Genomic DNA, 22,161 nt, shown 5'->3' on the forward strand with positions numbered 1-22,161 from the left:
GGACTCACTGCCATAACAAAAAAGTACATGGAGTAGCGTCGATGACATCTGCAAACCTGTTCTGGCGCCGGGCGAAACTGCCCCTGGCCGTCAGCCTCGCTTCCACGCTCGCAAGTCCTGCTTTCGCTGTCAGCTTCAACATCGGTGAAATCGAAGGCCAGTTCGACTCCTCGCTCTCCGTTGGCGCCAGCTGGTCGACTGCCAACCCCAACAAGAACCTCATCGGGGCCAACAACGGCGGCAGGGGGTTGTCGCAGACCTCCGACGATGGCCACCTGAACTTCAAGAAGGGCGAGACCTTCTCGAAGATCTTCAAGGGCATCCACGACCTGGAACTCAAGTACGGCGACACCGGCGTGTTCGTCCGCGGCAAGTACTGGTACGACTTCGAGCTCAAGGATGAAAACCGCGAGTTCAAGGACATCAGCGATTCCAACCGCAAGGAGGGCGCCAAGTCTTCGGGCGCGGAACTGCTCGACGCCTTCGTCTATCACAACTACAGCATCGCCGATCTGCCGGGCACCGTACGCCTGGGCAAGCAGGTGGTGAGCTGGGGTGAAAGTACCTTCATCGGTGGCGGTATAAACTCCATCAACCCCATCGACGTCTCGGCGTTCCGCCGTCCGGGCGCGGAGATCAAGGAAGGCCTGATCCCGGTCAACATGTTCTACCTGTCGCAGAGCGTGACCGACAACCTGACCGCCGAAGGCTTCTACCAGATCGAGTGGGACCAGACCGTTGTCGACAACTGCGGCACTTTCTTCTCCCAGCCTGACGTGATCGCCGACGGCTGCAACAACAACCTGGCGGTGCTGGCCAAGCAGGCAAACGTGGCGGGACGGCTGGGGCCAATTGCCGCGCCGACCATGCGTGCCCTTGCCGCCCAGGGTGTCTCCTGGGGTTCGCCTGACGAAGGTGTGATCGTGCGCCGCGGGGCTGACCGTGACGCCCGTGATAGCGGTCAGTTCGGCCTCGCTTTGCGTTACATGTACGAGCCGTTGAACACCGAGTTCGGTGGTTACTTCATGAACTACCACAGCCGTGCGCCGATCTTCAGCGGTCGCGGTGCCGATGCCCGATTCTACAACCCGGCCAACCTCGCCGCCGCGCTGGCGCGGGCTGGCGTACCGGGTGGCGCAATCAGCCCTGCGTTGCTCCAGCAGCTCATGCCGCTGTATGTGGCGGGCAACTCCAGCTACCACGTGGAGTATCCCGAGGACATCCGCCTCTACGGCCTGAGCTTCTCCACCACCTTGCCAACCGGTACGGCCTGGAGCGGCGAGATCAGCTATCGCCCGAACGCGCCGGTGCAACTGAACACCACCGACATCCTGTATTCCGGCCTGACGCCACTCGATCCGAACGCATCGGTCCTGAAAGGCACGCCGAACACCGACCAGCCAGGCTATCGTCGCAAGGAAATCACCCAGCTGCAGACCACCTTCACCCACTTCTTCGACCAGGTCATGGGCGCCGAGCGTCTGACCATGGTGGGTGAAGTCGGCTGGACGCATGTCGGTGGCCTGGAAAGTACTTCGAAGGCGCGCTATGGCCGCGACCCGGTCTATGGCCCCGGCCCGCTGCCCAATGGCCGCTGCCAGAGCCTCAACGCCACCACGCTGGCAGGCGTCGAGCAGAACAACCTGTCGCGCTACTGCGAAAACGAAGGCTTCACCACCTCTGACTCCTGGGGTTATCGCGTTCGCGCCATCTGGGACTACAACAACGTCTTCGCCGGTGTGAACCTGCGCCCGAGCGTGGCCTGGTCCCATGACGTCGACGGATACTCCCCGGGTCCCGGCGGCAACTTCGAGGAAGGCCGCAAGGCTATCAGTCTGGGCCTGGACGCCGAGTACCAGAACACCTACACGGCGAGCCTGTCGTACACCAACTTCTTCGATGGCAAGTACACCACCGTGGATGACCGCGACTTCGTCGCCCTCAGCTTCGGCGTGAACTTCTAAGAAACCTGATCCAGGACGACACACAATGAAAATGACCACACGTCTGCTGCAAGCCGGTGTACTGGGCATGTCCCTGCTGGCAACCAGCGTCATGGCTGCGGTTTCCGCCACCGAAGCGGCCAAGCTGGGCTCCACTCTGACACCGATGGGCGCGGAGAAGGCCGGTAACGCCGATGGCTCGATCGGCCCGTGGGAGCCGCTGTCCAAGAGCGCCGGCAGTGCCGACGCCAAGGGCTTCCTGTCCGACCCCTTCGCCAGTGAGAAACCGCTGTTCACCATCACCGCGCAGAACGCCGACCAATACAAGGACAAGCTCTCGCCTGGCCAGCTGGCGATGCTCAAGCGCTACCCGGACACCTACAAGATCCCGGTGTACAAGACCCACCGCGGCTCCACGGTACCGGACGATGTGTTCGCCGCGATCAAGGAAAACGCCACCAAGACCACCCTGGTCGCCGGCGGCAACGGCCTGGAGAACTTCCGCACCGCCGTGCCGTTCCCGATTCCCAAGGATGGCCTGGAGGTGATCTGGAACCACATCACCCGCTACCGTGGTGGCAGCGTGACCCGCCTGGTCACCCAGGCCACTCCGCAGCAGAACGGCTCGTACAGCCTGGTGTATTTCCAGGACCAGTTCGTGTTCCGCGACAAGATGAAGGACTACGATCCGGCCAACCCGGGCAACATTCTGTTCTACTTCAAGCAGGAAGTGACCGCCCCGGCGCGCCTGGCCGGGACCGTACTGCTGGTCCACGAGACCCTCGACCAGGTCAAGGAGCCGCGCAAGGCTTGGATCTACAACGCCGGCCAGCGCCGTGTGCGCCAGGCGCCGCAAGTGTCGTACGACGGCCCGGGTACTGCCGCCGACGGCCTGCGCACCTCCGACAACCTGGACATGTACAACGGCGCGCCGGACCGTTATGACTGGAAGCTCGAAGGCAAGAAGGAGATGTACATCGCCTCCAACGCCTACAAGCTGGACGATCCGAAGCTCAAGTACAGCGACATCATCAAGGCCGGGCACATCAACCAGGACTTGTCGCGTTACGAGCTGCGCCGCGTCTGGCACGTGGTTGCCACCCTCAAGCCGGGTCAGCGCCACATCTATGCCAAGCGTGACTTCTACATCGACGAGGACACCTGGCAGGCTGCGGTGATCGACCAGTACGACGGTCGCAACCAGTTGTGGCGCGTTTCCGAGGCCCACGCCCAGCCGTACTACAACGTGCAGGTACCCTGGTACACCCTGGAGGCCATCTACGACCTGCAGTCGGGCCGCTACCTGGCCCTGGGCATGAAGAACGAAGAGAAGAGCGCCTACAACTTCGGCTTCAGCGCCAGCAAGGCCGATTTCCAGCCGGCAGCCCTGCGTCAGGCGGGTGTGCGTTGAGCTGACAGTCGTCGCAACTCCGTTTGATCTCCCAGAACGCCCCGGCTAGCCGGGGCGTTTCTGTTTGTGCGGGCGTGAAGTCGAGCGGCCTGTCGCTGCTGTTTCTTTTTGTCGTAGTCTTTTTAGGGCAAAGCGCCTGCATCATCTTCAAATGCGCAGCGTTTGCCGCTAGTCTCGCAACAAACCCTAACGCCGCCCTATTCCAATCAGAACGAGCCGGCCATGACAGACCTGTCCCGTACCCACGGAGTCGCCAGCCAGGCCTTGGGCCTGCTGGATGGGCGTTTCTTCCGGCCGCCGCTGCCGGAAGCGCACGTCCCCAGAGCACGCCTGTGCCAGCGCCTGCAAAGTGGCCTGGGGGGGCGTCTGTTACTGGTGAATGCACCGGCGGGGTTTGGCAAGAGTTCGTTGGCCATCGAGTTCTGCCAGGCGCTGCCCAGCCACTGGCGCAGCCTCTGGCTTGGCTTGAGCCAGCGCGATGCTGATCCGGGGCGTTTTCTCGAACGCTTGCTAGAAGGCTTGCAGCAGTTCTGCCCGGCACTTGGCGGCCAGGCCCTGGGGCTTTTGAAGATGCGCCAGAGGCATCAACCCTTCGCCTTCGAAGAGTGGCTCGACGGCCTGCTTGATGAACTCGCGCTCTACCTGCAACCGGACACGCCGTTGCTGCTGGTGCTGGACGACTACCACCTGGCCCAGGGGCCGGTGCTCGATCGTTGCCTGCAGTTCTTCCTCAACCACCTGCCGGCCGGGTTGGTCCTGCTGGTCACCAGCCGCCAGCGGCCCGACTGGCACCTGGCGCGCCTGCGCCTGTCGCGCCAACTGGTCGAACTCAACGAGCAGGACCTGCGCCTGACCCCCGATGAAGCGCTGGCCGTGATCGGCCGCCAACCCACCGGTTTGCGCGGCCAAGCCCTGGACAACCTGATCCAGCGCAGCGACGGTTGGGTGGCAGGGCTGCGTTTCTGGCAACTGGCGGCCAGCGAGTCCGGCGAGGACCACGCCTTGCCCCAGGCGCTGCATGGCGGCGAAGGGCTTATCCGCGACTACCTGCTGGAGGAAGTCATCGACATCCTGCCGGCCCCCGTGCAGGCGTTTCTCTACGAGACTGCCTGCCAGGAGCGTTTCTGCGCCGAATTATGTGACGCCCTGCGCGAGCGCCATGACAGCGGCGAGATCCTGAGCTTCCTGCAGGCCCACCAGGTGTTTTTGGTACCGCTCGACGAGCACGGGCTGTGGTTCCGCTATCATCACCTGTTTTCCGACCTGCTGCGCAGCCGCCAGGCCACTGAGCCATTGGCGGGGCTGCACCTGCGTGCCTGCCGCTGGTTCGAAGGGCAGGGCCTGCTGGATGAGGCGGTCGAGCAAGCTCTGCGTGCCGGCCTCCTGGATGTTGCGGCTGACCTGGTGCAGAGCCTGTCCGAGGAGCAACTGCTGGCGGAGCAGAATGTCGGCATGTTGCTGCGCTGGAAAATGGACCTGCCCGATAGCCTGTTGATCAGCACGCCCAGGCTGATTGTCCTGTACAGCTGGGCCCTGGGCCTTGCCTGCCAGCTGGACGCCGCCGAGGAACTGGCGGCCTACCTGAGCCGCTTCCTGCCTGCGCCATCGGCCACCGCCCAGAAGTCGATGCTGGCCCAGTGGCTGGCCCTGAGCGGGGTCATCGCCCGTGGTCGCGGCGATCGCGAGCGGACAATTGCCTACTGCGGCGAGGCGCTGCAGAGCCTGCCGAACAAGCGCTACGGCCAGCGGCTGGTGTGCCTGTCGACCCTGTCGAACCTGGCCATCGCCGATGGCGATTTCTGGCGGGCGCGGGGCTGGAACCGCGAGGCGCTTGAACTGGCGCAACGTGTCGGCAACCCGCTGTTCGAGGCCCTGGCCCATTACGACCGGGCGCGGGTGCTGCACGCCCGCGGCGAGGTATTACGCGCCCTTGATGAAGTGCGCGAGGGATTGCAGCGGTTGCAGGGCCTTTCGGGGCAGCGCCTGTATGCCGTGCGCGCGCGCCTGACCTTGTACGAGGGGTATCTGCTGGCAGCCCGCCTGCATTGTGCCCAAGGCCGTGCGCGCTTGCGCGCCGGACTCAGTGAGGCGCGTAGTTGTCGCGACATCAGCGTGCTGATCGGACATTGCGTGATCGCCTCGCTGGACGGTCGCGAAGGGCGTTTTGCCGAGGCGTTCTCGGAACTGGCCGAGGCGGAGCGGCTGATGCATATCTGGGACGTGCCGCCGATCTTCTACCTGGCCATGATCACCTTGGTGAAGTGTGAGCTCTGGCTGGCCCAGGGGCGCACGGACCTGGCCGAGTCCTGGCTGCTGCGTCTGGGGCAGACCTACGGTGGCGAGCAGCCGGCGGCAGCACCGGAGTTCCACCCGCTGCTGGCATTGCATATCGAGTTGCAGCAGGCCTTGCTGGAACGGGTCCTGGCTCGCCCCAGCGATGCCGAAGCACGGCTGCGCACGTTGGTTGAACGGGGGCAGGCCAGCGGTGGCATGACGCTGGTTGTGAGCGCGCAGTGCCAATTGATCGCCTTGCTGCTGGCCGAAGGGCGCGAAGCCGAAGCGAGCAGGCTGTTGACGCAGGCACTGGAGGCGGCACAGGGGGGCGCCCTGCAGGCCTTCCAGCGCTTGATCGAAGAACATTCGCACTGGCTGCGGGAGCAGTTGGCAGGGCGTGCGGCCTGCCCGGTCCAGAGCGATTTGCTGACCCATCTGCCGCAGGCCCAGATCGCTGGGGGCGGCGCTACCGAGACCTTGAGCAGTCGCGAGTTCGCCGTGCTGGAGCTGATCGCCCAGGGCTGTTCCAACCAGCAGATCAGCGAGCGCCTGTTCATCTCCCTGCACACGGTCAAGACCCACGCCAGTCACATCAACAGCAAGCTTGGGGTGGAGCGTCGCACTCAGGCGGTGGCAAGGGCCAAGTCTCTCGGCTTGCTGGTCTAGTGGCCTGGGACGGGCTTGGCCGCTAAGATAGCGGCACAAGGCCATCTTGCGGCATCATCTTTCCGGGCTCATCTTTCCCGACCCACTGCCGATACAGATCTCGGCGGTATGCATCGCCACGCGCCACTTTCCACTTCTTTCAATACAGGTCGTGTTGATGCTGCAGTATGGGCAAAAAAGCTTTCTGATCGTCGACGACTTCACCGACTTCCGCACCTCGACCCGTTCGATGCTTCGCGAGCTGGGCGTGCGCGACGTCGACACCGCCGACAGTGGCGAACAGGCGCTGCGCATGTGCGGGCAGAAGCGCTATGACTTCATCCTCCAGGACTTCCACCTGGGTGACGGCAAGAAGAACGGCCAGCAGGTGCTCGAGGACTTGATCCTCGACAAGCTGATCAGCCATGAATGCGTGTTCATCATGGTCACCGCCGAAAGCAGCCAGTCCATCGTGCTCAGCGCCATCGAGCACGAGCCCGATGCCTACCTGACCAAGCCTTTCAACCGGGTCGGCCTGGCCCAGCGCCTGGAGAAGCTGACCCAGCGCAAGACGCTGCTCAAGCCGATTCTCCAGGCCCTCGACCGCAGCCGTCCGGCCGAAGTGCTCGCCGCCTGTGCCGAGTTGTGCAAGAAAGACCCGCGCTTCGCCCCGCTGTGCCTGCGCTACCGCGCTGACGCATTGCGCGATCTCAATCGTTTCGAGGAGCTGGAGAAGTTTCTCAAGAACATCCTCGCCAGTCGTCCGCAGCCCTGGGTCTACGCGGCGCTCGGCAGCCTGCTGCACAAGCGCGGGCAGAACGCCCAGGCCCAGGGTGTCTACGAGCAGGCCCTCAAGGCCTTCCCGATCATGCCCAACCTGTACGATGGCATGGCCGAGGTGCTGGTGGCCCAGGGTGAGACCCGGCGTGCCCAGCACATGCTCGAGGAGGCGGTGCGCCTGTCGCCGCTCGCCGTGCGCCGCCAGGCCGCGCTGGGCAAGTTGGCACTGGACAACGCCGACTTCGAAAGCGCCTCCAAGGCCTATCGCCATGCGGTGAACCAGGGGCAGAGTTCGCGCTACAAGGACGCCGAGAGCAACCTGGGGCTGGTCCAGGCGTTGATGAACAAGAACAGCGGCAACGGTCTCGATGCCCGTACCCGGGTCGAGATCAACACCGTGCTCAGCGAGGTGGCCAAGGAGAACGTCGAGGACCAGGGCCTGCAGGTGCGTGCGCGGTTGATGAAGGCCGCCAGCCTGCAGCAGGCAGGCGATCCAGAAACCGCCGCCAAGCTCACTGAGCAGGCCATGCAGCGTCTGGAGAAGATGGACCAGTTCTTCTCCGTGGAGGCGGCGCTGACGGTGGCCAGGCAGCTGCAGCAACTTGGCCAGGACGCGGCGGGTACCTCGATCCTCAAGGGGTGTGTGGAAACCTACGGCGACGACCCCAAGGTCATGCAGAGTGTCGCCAAGCTCACCGACGATCCGCTGGTGCTGGGGGCGGTGACCGAAGCCGTGGACCTCAACCGCCAGGGTGTGCGCAGCTACCAGGGCGGTCAGCTCAACGAAGCGCTGGGCATGTTCCGCAAGGCATTGTCGCTGCAGCCGAAGAACATCAGCATTGCCCTGAACACCGCCCAGGCCCTGCTGCGTATCGGCGGCGAGACGCCACCGCCGGCACTGATGCAGGAGTGCCGCGACTGCCTCACCAGCGTGGCCGGCATTCCCGCCAGCGACAGTCGCTATGACCGCTACCGCAAACTGCACATCCGGGTCTTCGGCGCATGAACCAGGACAACCAGGGGCTGGACTTCTCCACGGTGATCGCCTCCACCGTGCACGACCTGAAAAACTCCCTTTCGGCGCTCACCCATGCCCACAGCCAATGGTTGGCGCGCCTGCCCGAAGCGCTGCGCGGCGGCACCGAGCAAGGCGTGGTGGAGCATGAGCTCAGCCACCTGAACGGGATGCTCGTGCAGTTGCTGGGGCTGTACAAGCTGGGCGTCAACCAGTTGCCCATCTGCCCGGACTACCACGAGCTGGACGACTTCCTCGAGGCCCAGCTGGCGGCCCAGGAAGAGGTGATCAAACACCGCGACATCCTTGCCACCTGGCGCATCGAGACCGAGAGCCCGCTGGGCTTCTTCGACCGCGAACTGGTCGCCTCGGTGGTGGCCAATGTGCTCACCAACGCCATCCGCTATGCCGGCCATGCCCTGCTGATCAGCATCGAGGAAGAGGGCGAGCAACTGGTGATCAGCGTCAACGACGACGGCGCCGGTTATCCACAGCGCATGCTCGAACGCCAGCACGACTATGTGCAGGGCATCGACTCGCAGAGCGGCAGCACCGGGCTGGGGTTGTACTTCGCCGCGCGAATTGCCGCGCTGCACGAGCGCAACGGGGTTCGCGGGCGGATCGAGATTGCCAATGGCGGGACACTGGGGGGCGGGTTGTTCCGGTTGTACCTGCCTTGAGATCTGCCGCGTTCGTCAGGTCTTTCAGAGGCTTTGATCACGAGTTGGCATACCGCAGGCCTGGCGATAGTCTTGTCGGACATCCGTGATTTCTCCAGGCCAACAATGAACGCTCTACCTTCAACCCTCATCCGCGAAACCTTCCCCGTCGGCCCGCTGCAGTGCAACTGCACCCTGATCGGCGACCCGCTCAGCAAAAAGGCCATCGTCGTCGACCCGGGCGGGGACGAGCAGAAGATCCTCGCCCGCCTGCAGCATCATGGCCTGACCCTGGTGAGCATCATCCACACCCATGCCCACTTCGACCATTTCCTCGCCTCGGGCAAGCTCAAGGAACTGACCGGTGCCACGCTGCACTTGCACAAGGCCGACCAGTCGCTGTGGGAAAACCTGGAGATGCAGTGCCAGATGTTCGGCATGCCCTACACGCCGGTGCCGTCGCCGGACCGCTGGCTGAGCGACGACGAAGAGCTGGCCTGTGGCTGCGGTGTGGCGTTGCATACTCCAGGGCATACGCCGGGCTCGATGAGTTTCTGGTTCGCCGAACACAAGCTGCTGATCGCCGGCGATACCCTGTTCCGTCGCGGTGTCGGGCGCACCGATTTGTGGGGTGGCGATCAGCGGGCTATCGTGCGTTCCATCAAGGAACGGCTGTACCGCCTGGATGAGGACGCCATCGTGGTGACCGGCCATGGCCCGGACACCCGCCTCGGCGACGAGATGCGCGAGAATCCGTTCGTGCGCGCCTGAGGTTTCATGGAATTTTTCCGCCGCGCTGCAATCCAAGGCTGGCATAGATCCGTAGGTGATCCGCTGCACTTTTGAATTTCAGTAGGAGCTTGTCCATGTTCACCATGCGTCGTCTGATTATCGTCGCTACCGCCGCCGCCCTGATGTCCGGTTGTGCCAGCCCCAACCCGTATGACAACCAGGGACAGGCGCAGGGCTCCACAGGGATGAGCAAGACCGCCAAGTACGGTGGCCTGGGCGCGCTGGCCGGTGCCATTGCCGGTGCCGCCATCGATCACAACAACCGTGGCAAAGGCGCGCTGATCGGCGCCGCTGCGGTGGGCGCCGCCGCCGCCGGCTACGGCTACTACGCCGACAAGCAGGAAGCCGAGCTGCGCGCCAAGATGGCCAACACCGGCGTCGAGGTGCAGCGCCAGGGCGACCAGATCAAGCTGATCATGCCGGGCAATATCACCTTCGCCACCGATTCGGCGAACATTTCCCCAAGCTTCTACTCGCCGCTGAACAACCTGGCCAACTCGTTCAAGCAGTTCAACCAGAACACCATCGAGGTGGTGGGCTTCACCGACAGCACTGGCAGCCGCCAGCACAACATGGACCTGTCCCAGCGTCGTGCCCAGGCGGTCAGCACCTACCTGACCTCCCAGGGCGTGGATTCGTCGCGGGTCAGCGTGCGTGGCATGGGGCCGGACCAGCCGATCGCCAGCAACGCCGATGCCAATGGCCGTGCGCAGAACCGCCGCGTCGAGGTCAACCTGAAGCCGATCCCGGGTCAGCAGTATGACCAGCAGGGGACTGTGCAACAGTATCCATAAGTCGCCTGGCTGCAACCGATCGCGGGGCAAGTCGCATCGGCGCACCGCCGCTCCCACGCCATCCACTCATGGCGTGGGAGCGGCGGTGCGCCGATGCGACTTGCCCCGCGATGCTTTCTAGCGTTCGGTACTGGCCTGAATCGCCGTCAACGCGATGGTATGCACGATATCGTCCACCTGCGCCCCACGGGGCAGGTCGTTGACCGGCTTGCGCAGACCTTGCAGCATCGGCCCGAGGCTGACGCAGTCGGCGCTGCGCTGCACCGCCTTGTGGGTGGTGTTGCCGGTGTTCAGGTCGGGGAACACGAACACCGTGGCACGTCCGGCCACCGGGCTCGACGGCGCCAGTTGCCGGGCGATCTCGGGGTTGGCGGCGGCGTCGTACTGCAACGGCCCGTCGATCAGCAAGTCGTGCTCGGCCTGCTGCGCCAGGCGCGTGGCTTCGCGTACCTTTTCCACCTCCTCGTCGCTGGCCGCCGAATCGCTGGAATAGCTGAGCATCGCCACCCGTGGCGCGATGCCGAACGATTCGGCGGACTCGGCGCTCTGCCGGGCGATTTCGGCCAGCTCGGCGGCGCTGGGATGCGGGTTCATCACGCAGTCGCCATACACCAGCACCTGGTCGGGGAACAGCATGAAGAACACCGACGACACCAGGCTGCTGCCCGGCGCCGTCTTGATCAGCTGCAAGGCCGGGCGGATGGTGTTGGCCGTGGAGTGCACCAGGCCGGAGACCAGGCCGTCCACTTCGCCGAGGGCCAGCATCATGGTGCCGATCACCACCGGGTCTTCCAGCTGCTGCTCGGCCATCGGCGCGTTGAGGTTCTTGCTCTTGCGCAGCTCGACCATCGGTTCGACATAGCGGCCACGGATCAGCTCGGGGTCGAGCACCTCCAGGTCCGGCGGCAGGCTGATGCCCTGGGCGCGGGCCACGGCCTGCACGTCCTCGGGCTTGGCCAGCAGCACGCAGCGGGCAATGCCACGGGCCTGGCACAGGGCGGCGGCCTGCACCAGCAGGGGCTCGGCGCCCTCGGGCAGGACGATGCGCTTGTTGGCCTGCTGGGCGCGCTGGATCAACTGGTAGCGGAACACTGCCGGTGACAGGCGCAGTTCCCGTGGCGTGCCGCAACGCTGGTGCAGCCAGGCCGCGTCCAACTGGCTGGCGACGAAGTCGGTGATGAACTCGGCGCGCTCGCGGTCGTCCACCGGGATCTCGCGGTTCAGCGAGTTGAGCTGGTTGGCGGTGTCGTAGGAGCCGGTGCTCACCGAGAGGATCGGCAGGCCGGCCTGCAGGGCGCCGCGGCACAGCTCGAGGATGCGTGGGTCGGGCTTGCTGTCGCTGGTCAGCAGCAGGCCGGCCAGGGGCACGCCGTTGATCGCGGCCATGCACACGGCGAGGATGATGTCGTCACGGTCGCCCGGGGTCACTACCAGGGTGCCGGAGGTCAGCAGTGGCACGGTGTTGGCCACGGTGCGGGCGCAGATGATGATCTTGCTCATGCGCCGCTGGTCGTAGTCGCCGGCGTTGAGTACCTGGGCGCCGAGCAGCTCGGCCACGTCGCGGGTTCGCGGGGCGTTGAGCTCGGCCTGGTACGGGATGCAGCCGAGCAGGCGGAAGTCGTTGCCGCGCAGCAGCGGCGAATGCTCGCGCAGGCGCGTGGCGAAGTCGGCCATGCTTTCGTCGGTGCGCACCTTGTTGAGGATCACACCGAGCACCTTCGGGTCCCGCGGGCCGCCAAACAGCTGGGCCTGCAGCTCGACGCGGCCGGACAGCTCGCTCAATACCTCGTTCTCCGGTGCCGACACCAGGATCACCTCGGCGTCCAGGCTCTTGGCCAGGTGCAGGTTGACCCGGGCGGCATAGCTGGCATGGCGGGTCGGCACCATGCCCTCGACCACCACCACGTCCTTGCCGACGCAGGCCTGCTGGTAGAGGCGGATGATCTCCTCGAGCAGCTCGTCGAGCTGGCCGTCACCGAGCATGCGCTCGACATGCCCCAGGCTCAGGGGCGTGGGCGGCTTGATGCCGTGGGTGCGGGCCACCAGTTCGCTGGAACGCTCCGGCCCGGTGTCGCCTGGGTGCGGCTGGGCGATCGGCTTGAAGAAGCCGACCTTGAGCCCCGCGCGCTCCAGGGTGCGCACCAGGCCCAGGCTGATGGAGGTCAGGCCGACGCCGAAGTCGGTCGGCGCGATGAAAAATGTCTGCATGCGTGCTTCTCGAAATAAGCGGTGCAAGGAATTCAGCGGCCAAGGGTATCGCTAACCGCCCCCTGCGCGCACCAGCCGCAGGCGAATACCTGGCCGATGCGCCGGGCGCGCTCGTCGGCATCGAGCACCCAGGGCCGGGCCTGCCACGGCGGCTGGTGGCGCAGGTGCTGGGTGTGGCCGCAGGACAGCTCGACCACCCAATGACCCTCTTCGTCGAGGTGGAAGCCGGTGATCCGACTGATGGGCGGCCCTTGGTCCGAGTCGCGTTCGCAATCGGTCGATGCGTTGGTTACACTTGTCCGTTCTACATTCTTTTGCAAAAGGTCTTGCCCCATGCTGATCGCCGCCAACAAGGCTGTCTCCATCGACTATACCCTCACCAACGACGCAGGTGAGGTCATCGACAGCTCCGCCGGTGGTGCGCCGCTGGTCTACCTGCACGGTGCCGCCAACATCATCCCGGGCCTGGAAAAAGCCCTGGAAGGCAAGCAGGCCGGTGACGAGCTGACCGTTGCCATCGAACCGGAAGACGCCTACGGCGAGTACTCGGCCGAACTGGTCAGCACCCTGAACCGCAGCATGTTCGAAGGCGTCGACCAGCTGGAAGTCGGCATGCAGTTCCACGCCTCGGCGCCGGACGGCCAGATGCAGATCGTCACCATCCGCGACATCGACGGCGACGACGTGACCGTAGACGGCAACCACCCGCTGGCTGGCCAGCGCCTGAACTTCAAGGTCAAGGTTGTCGACGTGCGTGAGGCCAGCGAAGAAGAAATCGCTCACCGCCACATCCACGGCGAAGGTGGCCATCACCACTGATTTTCTGCGCTAAGCTCAGAGAGTCGCCAGGCGCTCGGGCAAGCCGGACTTGCCCTCCTCAGGAGGGTGGACGGTTTGGCCGCGCGCCTTTTTAGTGGGCGAGATTCGCCCCAGCGGCAATCGGGAACCTGAGAGGGGATTTCATCATGAGTGCATTTCACGACCTGACGTTGAAGGCGTTGAACGGCGAGGACCTGCCGCTGGCCCCGTTCAAGGGCCAAGTGGTGCTGGTGGTCAATGTCGCCTCCAAGTGCGGGTTGACCCCGCAGTACAAGGCCCTGGAGAACCTTTATCAGGACTACAGGGACAAGGGCTTCAATGTGCTGGGTCTGCCGTGCAACCAGTTCGCCGGCCAGGAACCTGGCAGCGAGGAGGAGATCCAGTCGTTCTGCAGCCTCAACTATGGGGTGAGCTTCCCGCTGGGCGCCAAGCTCGAGGTCAACGGGCCGCAGCGTCATTCGCTGTACCGCCTGCTGGCGGGTGAAGGGGCCGAGTTCCCCGGCGATATCACCTGGAACTTCGAGAAGTTCCTGGTTGGCAAGGATGGCCGTGTATTGGCGCGTTTCGCCCCGCGTACCGCCCCGGATGATCCGACCGTGGTGCAGGCGATCGAGAAGGCGCTGGCCTGATTTGCGCTATTTGCCGAATACACGCTCTTCAGGCCACACCACATCCCCTGTATGAGCGGCAAGGCCGCTTATACAGGGGACGGCGAAAGTCGCGATTTCCCGCCCCGGTCTGTCAGAACGCTACCGACGTCTGCACATACAACGTTCGCGGCTCACCCACGTACTTGCCCTTGTTGTTGTCGTCGAACGAGCGGGTGTAGTACTCGCGGTTGAACAGGTTCTTCACTCCCACCGCTACCTTCAGGTTAGAAAGCTGCGGGCCGAAGTCATAGCCGGCGCGGGTGCTGACCAGCATGTAGCCGGGGATGCGCCCGGTGCTGCCGTCGGCGCTCTCGCTGCCAGTGTTGGCATTGTCGGCGTACTGGCTGCTCTGGAAGCTGCTGTCCAAATTCAACTGCCACGGGCCTTCGGTGTAGCCGATCCCCAGCGTGCCCTTGTGACGGGACGAGAACGGTACCTGGTTGCCCTTGTTCGGGCCGTCTTCGCGGATGGTGGCATCGACGAAGGCGTAGCCGGCGTGCACGTCGAAACCGGCCAAGACCGGGCTCAAGCCGTCGAGGGCGTAGCGCACGCTGGTCTCGATGCCCTGGTGGCGGGTCTCGCCGCGGGCGATCACCGAGTCGTTGGTCTGGTTGCTTTCGTACTGGTTGTCGAAGTTGATCAGGAAGGCGCCGATCTCGGCCTGCAGGTCGCCATTGTCGTAGCGGGTGCCGACTTCCCAGGTGCGCGCCTTCTCCGGTTTCACCTCGCCGCTGCTGACCCGGTTGGGCATCTGGCTGTACTGCACGCTGCCGAACGAGCCTTCGGTGTTGGCGTAGAGGTTCCAGTTGTCGGTGAGGTGGTACATCACGTTCAGGGCCGGCAGGGCGGTATTGTAGCTGCCCTGGTACTGCTGGCCGTTGAGCTTGTTGCTCTGCTCGGAGTCGATCATCTCGTAGCGGATGCCCGGGGTGATGGTCCAGCGGCCGATGTCGATGCGGTCGTCCAGGTAGATGGCATGGGCTTCAGTGCTGCCGCGGGTGTCGCGGTCGTTGCGGCTGGCGGTGGTCGGCAGGGCGCCGTTGACCGGCTCGCGATAGCGCAGTTCGTGGCCGGCCTCGTTGACGTAGCGGTAGCCGATGCCCAGTTCGTGCCAGCTGTCGCCCAGGGCCACGCCCTGCGAGAAGCGGGTCTCGATGCCACGCACCCAGTACTCGCGCGGCGACAGCGAGACGAAGCTGCCCTGGTCGAGGTAGCCGCTGCGCAGGGTCTTGGTGAAGAAGCTGTTGACGCTGAACTGGCGGTCGTCCTGCTTGTAGTCGTAGCCCAGGTTGAACAGGGTGCGGCGGCCCCAGAACTTGTCCTTCAGGCGGGTCGACTGGTACGGGTCGGCGTCGAAGTCGGCAGTGCTCAGGCCGCCGGGCATTTCGGCTTCGCCCTCGTAGTACTGGGCCATGGCATGCAGGCTGTTGGCTTCATCGAGCTGCAACTTGCCCTTGAGCATCAGGTCGTCGATCTGCGTGTCGCTGTGTTCGCGCCAGTCGCTGCCCCGGGTGCCGGAGTAGAGCAGGGCGCCGCCCAGGCCGTTGGCGTTGCTGCCGCCGACCAGCAGGTTGGCGCTGTTCTTCAGGCCATCCTGGCTGGACGACGGGCTGATCTGGTTCTGCATCGCCGCCTTGAAAGTGGCTTCTTCGGGAATGGCGCGGGTGACGAAGTTGACGATGCCGCCGACGTTCTGCGGCCCGTAGCGCACCGCGCCGCCGCCGCGCACCACGTCCACGGCGTCCATGTTGCCCAGGCTGATCGGCGCCAGCGACAGCTGCGGCTGGCCATAGGGCGCGAAGGGCACCGGGATGCCGTCCATCAGCACGGTGGAGCGCGAGGCCAGGCGCGGGTTCAAGCCACGGATGCCGAAGTTCAGCGCCAGGTCGTGGCTGCCGGTGCCGTTGTTTTCCGGGGCATTGACGCCGGGGATGCGGTTGAGCACTTCGCGGGCACTGCTGGCGCCGCTGCGTTCGAATGCCTCGCGGCGCACCACGTCGCGGGCGCCGGGGTGTTCGAAGACGTTGTCTTGGCGGGCCTCGGCCAGCCAGTCGCCGACCACGGTCGAAGCGCCCAGCTCGACCGGGGCGTTGCCGACCGTGGCCGGCAGCGGTTGCAGGCTGTAGGCGTTGTCGGTCTCCTGGCGTGCCTGCAGGCCGCTGCCGCGCAGCAGGGCATCGAGCCCCTGGCCGACCTCGTACTGGCCCTCCAGGCCGGGGCTGCTCAGGCCCTGGGTCAGGCCTGGGCTGAACGAGATCAGCGCGCCGCTTTCGCGACCGAACTGGTTCAGTGCCTGTTCCAATGTGCCGGGGGCGATGTGGTAGTCGCGGGATTCGCCGGCCAGGGCGAGCGGGGTGGCGAGGAGCAGGGCGTAGGCGAGGGGGCTGAGGCGCAGGGGCATGTGACGGAGGTCCTGTGACAAGGGGTTCTGTCTTCTCTGTCACGCGAGGTTCGGGAAATGGCTCAACAGAAATGAAATAAATTCGGGTTGCAGTCGGGATTAGTGGGAGCGGGCTTGCCTCTCAGCCCGTTGACGCCGCCTCGAGCGACACCCAGTACCGGGTGAATCGCCGCACCTTCACCGGCAGCGTCACTTCCAGCATCTCCAGGATCCGTTCACTGTCTGCCAGCGGATACGATCCGGAAATCCGTAGATCGGCCACCCGCTCGCTGCATCCCAACTGCCCGAGTCGATACCGCGACAGTTCGGCGAGAAAGTCACCCAGGCGCATCTGTGACACCACCAACATGCCTTCCACCCACGCCGCCCGGTTGGGGTCCAGCGGTGCAACCGCCTGCCAGCCGCCTTGGGCGAAACGCGCCTGATTCCCGGCCAACAAAGGTGTGCCGGCCACGCTGGCGCTGCCGCTGAACACCGACACCAGGCTGAAACCGTCGAACTGACGGACGTCGAAGCGTCCGCTGTGCAGATGCAGCTCGCCCTGGGCCGTGGCCAGGCGCAGTGGCCGTGGATCGTTGATCACCTCCAGCAGCAGCTCGCCTTCCTGCAAGCGCACCAGGCGCTGCCGGCCGTCGAAGCGCACATCGGCGGCGCTGCGGGTGTTCAGGTGCAACAGGCTGCCGTCGTCGAGGGCCAGGCGGCGGCGCTGGCCGATCGGACTGCGGTAGTCGGCCATCAGTCCAGGTAGCGGATTGTGTTGTTGCAGGCCGAGCCCGGCTGCACTGGCCACCCCTGCCAGCAGCAGCGCCTTGAGGGCGCGACGCCTGGCCGGAGAAGGCGGCGCCTGCAGCGTGGCGTGGACCACCGGGGCGGCGACGCCGCGCAGACGCTGGTTGACCTGCTGGATATGGGCCCAGGCTCGTTGGTGTTCGCTGTCGGCCTGCAGCCAGCGCTCCAGGGCCTGGTGCTGGTCGAAGTCGTCGCTTTGCGACTCGATCAGCCAGTGCACCGCCTGTTCGGCGATTTGCGAGGAAAAGGCTGCGTTCACGGGGCCAGCCCTTTGAGCGTATTGAGAATTGGCGTCCGGCTTGGATTTGCCGGGGTCGCTTTGCGACCCTTTCGCGACACAAGGCCACTCCTACAGGCGACCGCGCTCCTTGAAGGAACGGGCCTTGCCGATGCGTCGGACCGGTTGGAAAGGGCTGCAAAGCAGCCCCAGCAATCTTGAATTGGAGCGTTCATATCCAAAAGATCGCAAAACCTCGAAAGGTAGGATTCACAGGGTGAAATAACAGCGCAAGGCCGCCTTGTGCAGGTAACGCTTGACCGTCGCCAGGGAAATGCCCAGCTCGCGGGCGATCTCGCCCTGGCCCAGGCCATCGACCTGGGCCAGCAGGAAGGTGCGCTTGACCAGCGGCGGCAGGCTATCGAGCAGGCGGTCGAGTTCGAGCAGCGTGTCCAGGATGAGGGCTTTGTCTTCCTCGCTGGGCGCCACCTGCTCGGGCTGCTGGGCCAGGGCCTGGAGGTAGGCGCGTTCCAGTTCCTGGCGGCGGAAGTGGTTGCACAGCACGCGCTTGGCCACGGTGGTGAGGAAGGCACGGGGCTCGATCAGCTGCGGCGCCTCGCGGGCCTGGAGCAGGCGCAGGTAGGTGTCCTGGGCCAGGTCGGCGGCGCTCTGCGGGCAGCCCAGGCGTCGTCGCAGCCATCCGGTCAGCCAACTGTGATGGGCGTGGTAGAGGCCTTCGACGGTGGAAGAGAGGGCACTGGACACCGATACGACTCCGGCGCCAGAAGGCGCAACTGGAAGTAAGAATTGTTCGCATTGTATTCATGCCGCCGGTGTTCGGCAATCACTGCCGCCGCAAGGCATGCGTACCGCTGGTGCCTGCATGCTTTGCTTATGAGAATTGAAATCATTAGTATTGCACTCCCAATCCCCGGACCCTCGCCATGAAGAGCAAAGCCGCCGGCCTTCCCCTGAGCTACCGCCTGGCCGTGACCTCACGCAGCCTGGCCGCGCTGCTGGGTGGCTACCTGCTGGCGTCGATGGCCAGTGTCTGCATCACCCTGCTTGCGCCGATGACCCAGGCCGACGCGACGATGACCGGGATGATGCTGTCGTTCGTCTTCTACCTGATCGCCTTCATCGGGTGCTTCGCCTGCCGCAGCGCCTGGCGCGCCTGGCTGGGCGTGCTGCTGCCAAGCCTGGCCCTGGGGCTGATCAACGTGCTGGCCTACTGGATGAACCTGCCATGAAAGAAGGCTTCCGCCAGGCCATGGCCTGGCTGCACACCTGGACCGGCCTGATCTTCGGCTGGCTGCTGTTCGCCATCTTCCTTACCGGAACGCTGTCGTACTTCAAGGAGGAGATCAGCCACTGGACCCGGCCCGAGGTGCAGAGCCATCCGCTCGACCCGGTACGCAGCCTCGGCCTGGCCCAGCGTTACCTGGAAGCCAATGCCGGTCACGCCAGCACCTGGTTCGTCCGCCTGCCCAGCGAGCGCGAGGCGGCGCTGAGTGTCAGCTGGCGCGACCCGAACGGCGGTGGGCGCCGGGGTTTCACCGACAAGGAACTCGACGCCCGCACCGGCGAGGCGGTCGAGGCCCGTGACAGCCGTGGCGGCGAGTTCTTCTACCGCTTCCACTTCCAGCTGCAGATGCCCCACCCCTGGGGCCGCTGGCTGTCGACCTTCTGCGCTTTCATCATGCTGCTGGGGCTGGTCACCGGGATCATCACCCACAAGAAGATCTTCAAGGAGTTCTTCACCTTCCGCCCGGGCAAGGGCCAGCGTTCCTGGCTCGATGGCCACAACGCCATCGGCGTGCTGGTGCTGCCGTTCCACCTGATGATCAGCTATAGCAGCCTGGTGATCTTCATGTACATGGTCATGCCGGCCAGTATCCTGGCCAGCTATGGCGACAGCAGTGGCTACTTCAACGATGTGTTCGGCCGCGACGAGGTGCCCGAGGCGGTGGCCCAGGCCGCGCCGCTGGCGCCGTTGACCGAACTGTACGCCAAGGTCCAGGAACAGGCGCCGGGCGCGCGGATGGGCTACATCCAGGTGCACAACCCAGGCGACCGCAACGCCCGGGTCACCTTCACCCGCGCCTCGGCCGACAGCGTCGCCTACCAGCGCAGCGCCACCTGGACCTTCGATGGCGTCAGTGGCGAGCTGCTGCGACGCGGCGCGCCGGAAAGCGTGGCGATGGCCACCTCCTTTACCTTTGTCGGCCTGCACATGGGCAACTTCGCCGGGCCCTGGCTGCGCTGGTTGTACTTCGCCTTCGGCGTGGCCGGCACGGCGGTGATCGGCACGGGCCTGGTGATGTGGTTGGGCAAGCGCCAGCTCAAGCATGCCAAGAGCGAGCGCATGCCCGGCGAGCTGCGCCTGGTGGAAGTGCTGAATATCGCCAGCATGAGCGGCCTGTTGCTGGGCGTGGCGGCGTTCTTCTGGGCCAATCGCCTGCTGCCGACGGCCATGGCCGGACGGGCCGACTGGGAGATCAATGCCTTCTTCCTGGCCTGGGGCGCGTCATTGCTCCACGCCATGCTGCGCAGCGGGCGCCGCGCCTGGGGCGAGCAACTGACCCTGGGGGCACTGGCGTTCGCCTCGCTACCGGTGCTCAACGCGTTGACCACTGACAAGGGGTTGGATCACTCCATCGCCGCGGGTGACTGGGCGATGGCCGGTTTCGACCTGACGGCGCTGGCCACCGGCGTGTTCCTGGCCTGGGCTGCCGGCAAGATGCTGCGTGCGCCCAAGCCGGTCGCCAAGCGTGCACCACGCACCGCCACGACCGTGGAGGCGAACTGATGCTGGGGGTCGCGCTGATGGGCTTCGCCGGTTTCGCCGGCCTGTGCCTGGCCATGGAAAAGCACTTCAACGACCTGCTCGGGCGCAAGCCCACGAGTCGGCAACTGCGAGCCCTGAAAGTCGCGGGCTGGGTGTTGTTGCTGTTGTCGTTGGTCCTCGCCGTGCACGGGCGCGGCTGGGCCCTGGGCCTGGTGGAGTGGATCGCCGTGCTGATGGCCGGCGTGACCCTGTGGGTGTTCGGCCTGCCTTACCAGCCGCGCCTGCTGCTGGGGGCGGCGCTCGCCAGTCTGGTGCTCGGGCCGCTGTTGGCCATGCTGGCGGTCTAGGTCCTTGAGCGACTCCGAAGCCGGCGGCGGTCGGGCGCGTTTTCTCCAGGTGTTCCTGGCCCAGCGCGCGCGCATGGAGGCGCTGGTCAGCCGGCGCGTCGGCTGCCGCGCCACGGCGTCGGACCTGGTCCAGGACCTGTTCCTGCGTTTCTGGCGGCGCCCCGAGGTGAAGGTCGAGGCGCTCGACACCTACCTGCTGCGCAGCGCCAGCAACCTGGCCATCGATTACCTGCGCAGCGAAGGCAGCCGCGACCGCGCCGCCGAAGGCCTGCACGACCTCGACGAGCCGCAGGGCAGCCAGCTCCCCGAGCAGGCCCTGGAGGTCGACCATGACCTGCAGCGTATCGAGGCGGCCCTGCGGGCGTTGCCCGAGCGCACCCGGCAGATCTTCCTGCTCAACCGCATCCACGGCTGCACCTACGGCGAGATCGCCAAGGCCATGCAGTTGTCCCAGAGCGCGGTGGAAAAGCATATGATGCGCGCCCTCGAAGCGTGCAAGGCGAGCGTCGCCGAACCCGCGTCCCCACTACGCCGGCCAGGGAGCGCCCGTCGATGAGTCTTGAACAGCCGATCACTGCCGCACAGTCCCAAGCCGCCCTGCGCTGGCTCGGGCGCATCCAGCAGCAGCCGGCGCAGGCCGAGGGCGCGGCGTTCAAGCGCTGGCTGCTGGAGAGCCCGGCCCATCGCCAGGCCTACGCCGAGGCCCAGGCGCTGTGGCGCTTGAGCGAGGCGCCGGCGGCGCGGCTGGCGGCCGAGGAGCAATCGAGTCTGCAACAGTACCTCGACGCCATGCGCCGGCCCGCGCGCAGGCGGCCTTGGCGCGGCCTGGCGGTGGCGGCAAGCCTTGTGCTGGCGCTCGGCTACGCGGCGGGCTGGCAGCCGCAGTTCTGGCTGCAGGACCTGCGTGCCGACTACTCCAGCGGCGCGCAAGTGCGCCAGGTGACCCTGGCCGACCGTTCGCGCCTGACCCTGGATGCCGGCACGGCCGTGGCGGTGTATTTCGCCCAGGGCGAGCGGCGCGTGCGCTTGCTGCGCGGCGCCGCGTTCTTCGAGGTGACCCATACTGGCGAGCCATTCCTGGTGGATGCCCAGGGCGGGGAAGTGCGGGTGCTGGGAACCCAGTTCGAGGTGCGCGAGCAGGGCGAGGGTGCCCAGGTCACCGTGCGCAGCGGGCGGGTGGCGGTGGCGACGGCCGAAGGACAGGTTGCCCGCGAGCTGACGGCCAATCAGCAACTGGCCTATGCCGGCGGCGTGGCCGGCGAGGTCGAGGCGGTGGACAGCGACAGCCGCCTGGCCTGGCGCCAGGGCTGGCTGAACTATTACCAGGTGCCGTTGGCGCAGGTGATCGAGGACCTTGGGCGTTACTACCCCGGGCGGATCCTGTTGCTCGACGGGGAGCTGGGGCAACGCAGGGTCAGTGGCAGTTTCCCGGTGGCGCAGCCGCTGGCCGCACTGGATTCGCTGGGCAAGGTGATGGGCTTCTCGCGGCAGACAGTGCTGGGGCGGTTGACCGTCTTGCGTTGAACTGTGCGCCAGTGCCGCAAAATTTTTTCGATCAGGTGATGAGGTATCCCGCCACGGCATCCGTGTAGTGAGTGGAAGTGCGATTCATTCGCAAACGTTCATCCC

Annotated in this window: 19 protein-coding genes; 14 read left to right on the forward strand and 5 right to left on the reverse strand. The window is 65.5% G+C overall.

The window, feature by feature from the left end:
• Window positions 1-41: 41 nt before the first annotated feature.
• From ACVWZ5_RS05660 to ACVWZ5_RS05690, 7 genes are all read left to right on the forward strand, one after another.
• Window positions 42-1,964: a DUF1302 domain-containing protein gene (locus ACVWZ5_RS05660; protein ID WP_062572833.1), complete on the forward strand. Its 1,923-nt coding sequence runs from the start codon at window positions 42-44 to the stop codon at window positions 1,962-1,964.
• 25 nt (window positions 1,965-1,989) lie between these two features.
• Window positions 1,990-3,354 carry a DUF1329 domain-containing protein gene (locus ACVWZ5_RS05665; protein ID WP_069017869.1) on the forward strand — a complete coding sequence of 455 codons (1,365 nt, stop codon included), beginning with the start codon at window positions 1,990-1,992 and terminating at the stop codon, window positions 3,352-3,354.
• A 222-nt stretch (window positions 3,355-3,576) separates the two neighbouring features.
• Entirely contained in the window at window positions 3,577-6,294 is a 2,718-nt protein-coding gene (locus ACVWZ5_RS05670) for a LuxR C-terminal-related transcriptional regulator (RefSeq protein WP_457340462.1), read from the forward strand.
• 157 nt (window positions 6,295-6,451) lie between these two features.
• On the forward strand, window positions 6,452-8,059 hold the full coding sequence (locus ACVWZ5_RS05675; protein ID WP_028689527.1) for a response regulator: 1,608 nt from the start codon (window positions 6,452-6,454) through the stop codon (window positions 8,057-8,059).
• Window positions 8,056-8,748, forward strand: a complete 693-nt coding sequence (locus tag ACVWZ5_RS05680) for a sensor histidine kinase (RefSeq protein WP_062364614.1) — start codon at window positions 8,056-8,058, stop codon at window positions 8,746-8,748. Before ACVWZ5_RS05675 ends, ACVWZ5_RS05680 begins: the two co-directional genes overlap by 4 nt.
• 105 nt (window positions 8,749-8,853) lie before the next feature.
• Complete coding sequence (locus ACVWZ5_RS05685) at window positions 8,854-9,498, forward strand: MBL fold metallo-hydrolase (protein ID WP_457340463.1); 645 nt, start codon at window positions 8,854-8,856, stop codon at window positions 9,496-9,498.
• A 95-nt stretch (window positions 9,499-9,593) separates the two neighbouring features.
• On the forward strand, window positions 9,594-10,313 hold the full coding sequence (locus ACVWZ5_RS05690; RefSeq protein WP_028689530.1) for an OmpA family protein: 720 nt from the start codon (window positions 9,594-9,596) through the stop codon (window positions 10,311-10,313).
• A 117-nt stretch (window positions 10,314-10,430) separates the two neighbouring features.
• Here ACVWZ5_RS05690 and pta read toward each other — a convergent pair whose 3' ends face one another.
• Window positions 10,431-12,521: a phosphate acetyltransferase gene (pta, locus tag ACVWZ5_RS05695; protein WP_062364613.1), complete on the reverse strand. Its 2,091-nt coding sequence runs from the start codon at window positions 12,519-12,521 to the stop codon at window positions 10,431-10,433.
• Between the two features lie 32 nt (window positions 12,522-12,553).
• A complete protein-coding gene (locus tag ACVWZ5_RS05700) occupies window positions 12,554-12,856 on the reverse strand; it encodes a DUF3565 domain-containing protein (RefSeq protein WP_062572837.1) in 303 nt (100 codons plus the stop codon).
• Here ACVWZ5_RS05700 and ACVWZ5_RS05705 point away from each other — a divergent pair.
• Together ACVWZ5_RS05705 and ACVWZ5_RS05710 are read left to right on the forward strand one after the other, a co-directional pair.
• Window positions 12,855-13,340 carry an FKBP-type peptidyl-prolyl cis-trans isomerase gene (locus tag ACVWZ5_RS05705; protein ID WP_028689533.1) on the forward strand — a complete coding sequence of 162 codons (486 nt, stop codon included), beginning with the start codon at window positions 12,855-12,857 and terminating at the stop codon, window positions 13,338-13,340. The genes ACVWZ5_RS05700 and ACVWZ5_RS05705 overlap by 2 nt on opposite strands.
• A 146-nt stretch (window positions 13,341-13,486) precedes the next feature.
• Window positions 13,487-13,969: a glutathione peroxidase gene (locus ACVWZ5_RS05710; protein ID WP_062572838.1), complete on the forward strand. Its 483-nt coding sequence runs from the start codon at window positions 13,487-13,489 to the stop codon at window positions 13,967-13,969.
• Window positions 13,970-14,081: 112 nt separating this feature from the next.
• On the opposite strand, the gene fecA is transcribed toward ACVWZ5_RS05710, so the two are convergent.
• The 3 genes from fecA to ACVWZ5_RS05725 form a co-directional block, all read right to left on the reverse strand.
• Window positions 14,082-16,391, reverse strand: a complete 2,310-nt coding sequence (gene fecA / locus ACVWZ5_RS05715) for a TonB-dependent Fe(3+) dicitrate receptor FecA (protein ID WP_186599287.1) — start codon at window positions 16,389-16,391, stop codon at window positions 14,082-14,084.
• Window positions 16,392-16,512: 121 nt separating this feature from the next.
• On the reverse strand, window positions 16,513-17,439 hold the full coding sequence (locus ACVWZ5_RS05720) for a FecR domain-containing protein (protein ID WP_062572840.1): 927 nt from the start codon (window positions 17,437-17,439) through the stop codon (window positions 16,513-16,515).
• A 228-nt stretch (window positions 17,440-17,667) separates the two neighbouring features.
• Window positions 17,668-18,162, reverse strand: coding sequence for a sigma-70 family RNA polymerase sigma factor (locus ACVWZ5_RS05725; RefSeq protein WP_084942951.1), 495 nt, complete (start codon window positions 18,160-18,162; stop codon window positions 17,668-17,670).
• Between the two features lie 179 nt (window positions 18,163-18,341).
• Between ACVWZ5_RS05725 and ACVWZ5_RS05730 the strand changes: the two genes are divergently transcribed.
• The 5 genes from ACVWZ5_RS05730 to ACVWZ5_RS05750 are packed head-to-tail and all read left to right on the forward strand — an operon-like array spanning window position 18,342 to window position 22,056.
• On the forward strand, window positions 18,342-18,647 hold the full coding sequence (locus tag ACVWZ5_RS05730) for a DUF3649 domain-containing protein (protein WP_028689538.1): 306 nt from the start codon (window positions 18,342-18,344) through the stop codon (window positions 18,645-18,647).
• Window positions 18,644-20,206, forward strand: a complete 1,563-nt coding sequence (locus ACVWZ5_RS05735; RefSeq protein WP_457340464.1) for a PepSY-associated TM helix domain-containing protein — start codon at window positions 18,644-18,646, stop codon at window positions 20,204-20,206. The genes ACVWZ5_RS05730 and ACVWZ5_RS05735 overlap by 4 nt, the downstream gene beginning before the upstream one ends.
• On the forward strand, window positions 20,206-20,532 hold the full coding sequence (locus ACVWZ5_RS05740; RefSeq protein ID WP_062572843.1) for a DUF3325 domain-containing protein: 327 nt from the start codon (window positions 20,206-20,208) through the stop codon (window positions 20,530-20,532). The genes ACVWZ5_RS05735 and ACVWZ5_RS05740 overlap by 1 nt, the downstream gene beginning before the upstream one ends.
• A 4-nt stretch (window positions 20,533-20,536) precedes the next feature.
• A complete protein-coding gene (locus ACVWZ5_RS05745; protein WP_028689541.1) occupies window positions 20,537-21,088 on the forward strand; it encodes an RNA polymerase sigma factor in 552 nt (183 codons plus the stop codon).
• Entirely contained in the window at window positions 21,085-22,056 is a 972-nt protein-coding gene (locus ACVWZ5_RS05750; RefSeq protein WP_457340465.1) for a FecR family protein, read from the forward strand. Before ACVWZ5_RS05745 ends, ACVWZ5_RS05750 begins: the two co-directional genes overlap by 4 nt.
• The last annotated feature ends 105 nt before the right edge of the window (window positions 22,057-22,161 follow it).

The sequence above is a fragment of the Pseudomonas sp. TE6283 genome (assembly GCF_054060555.1).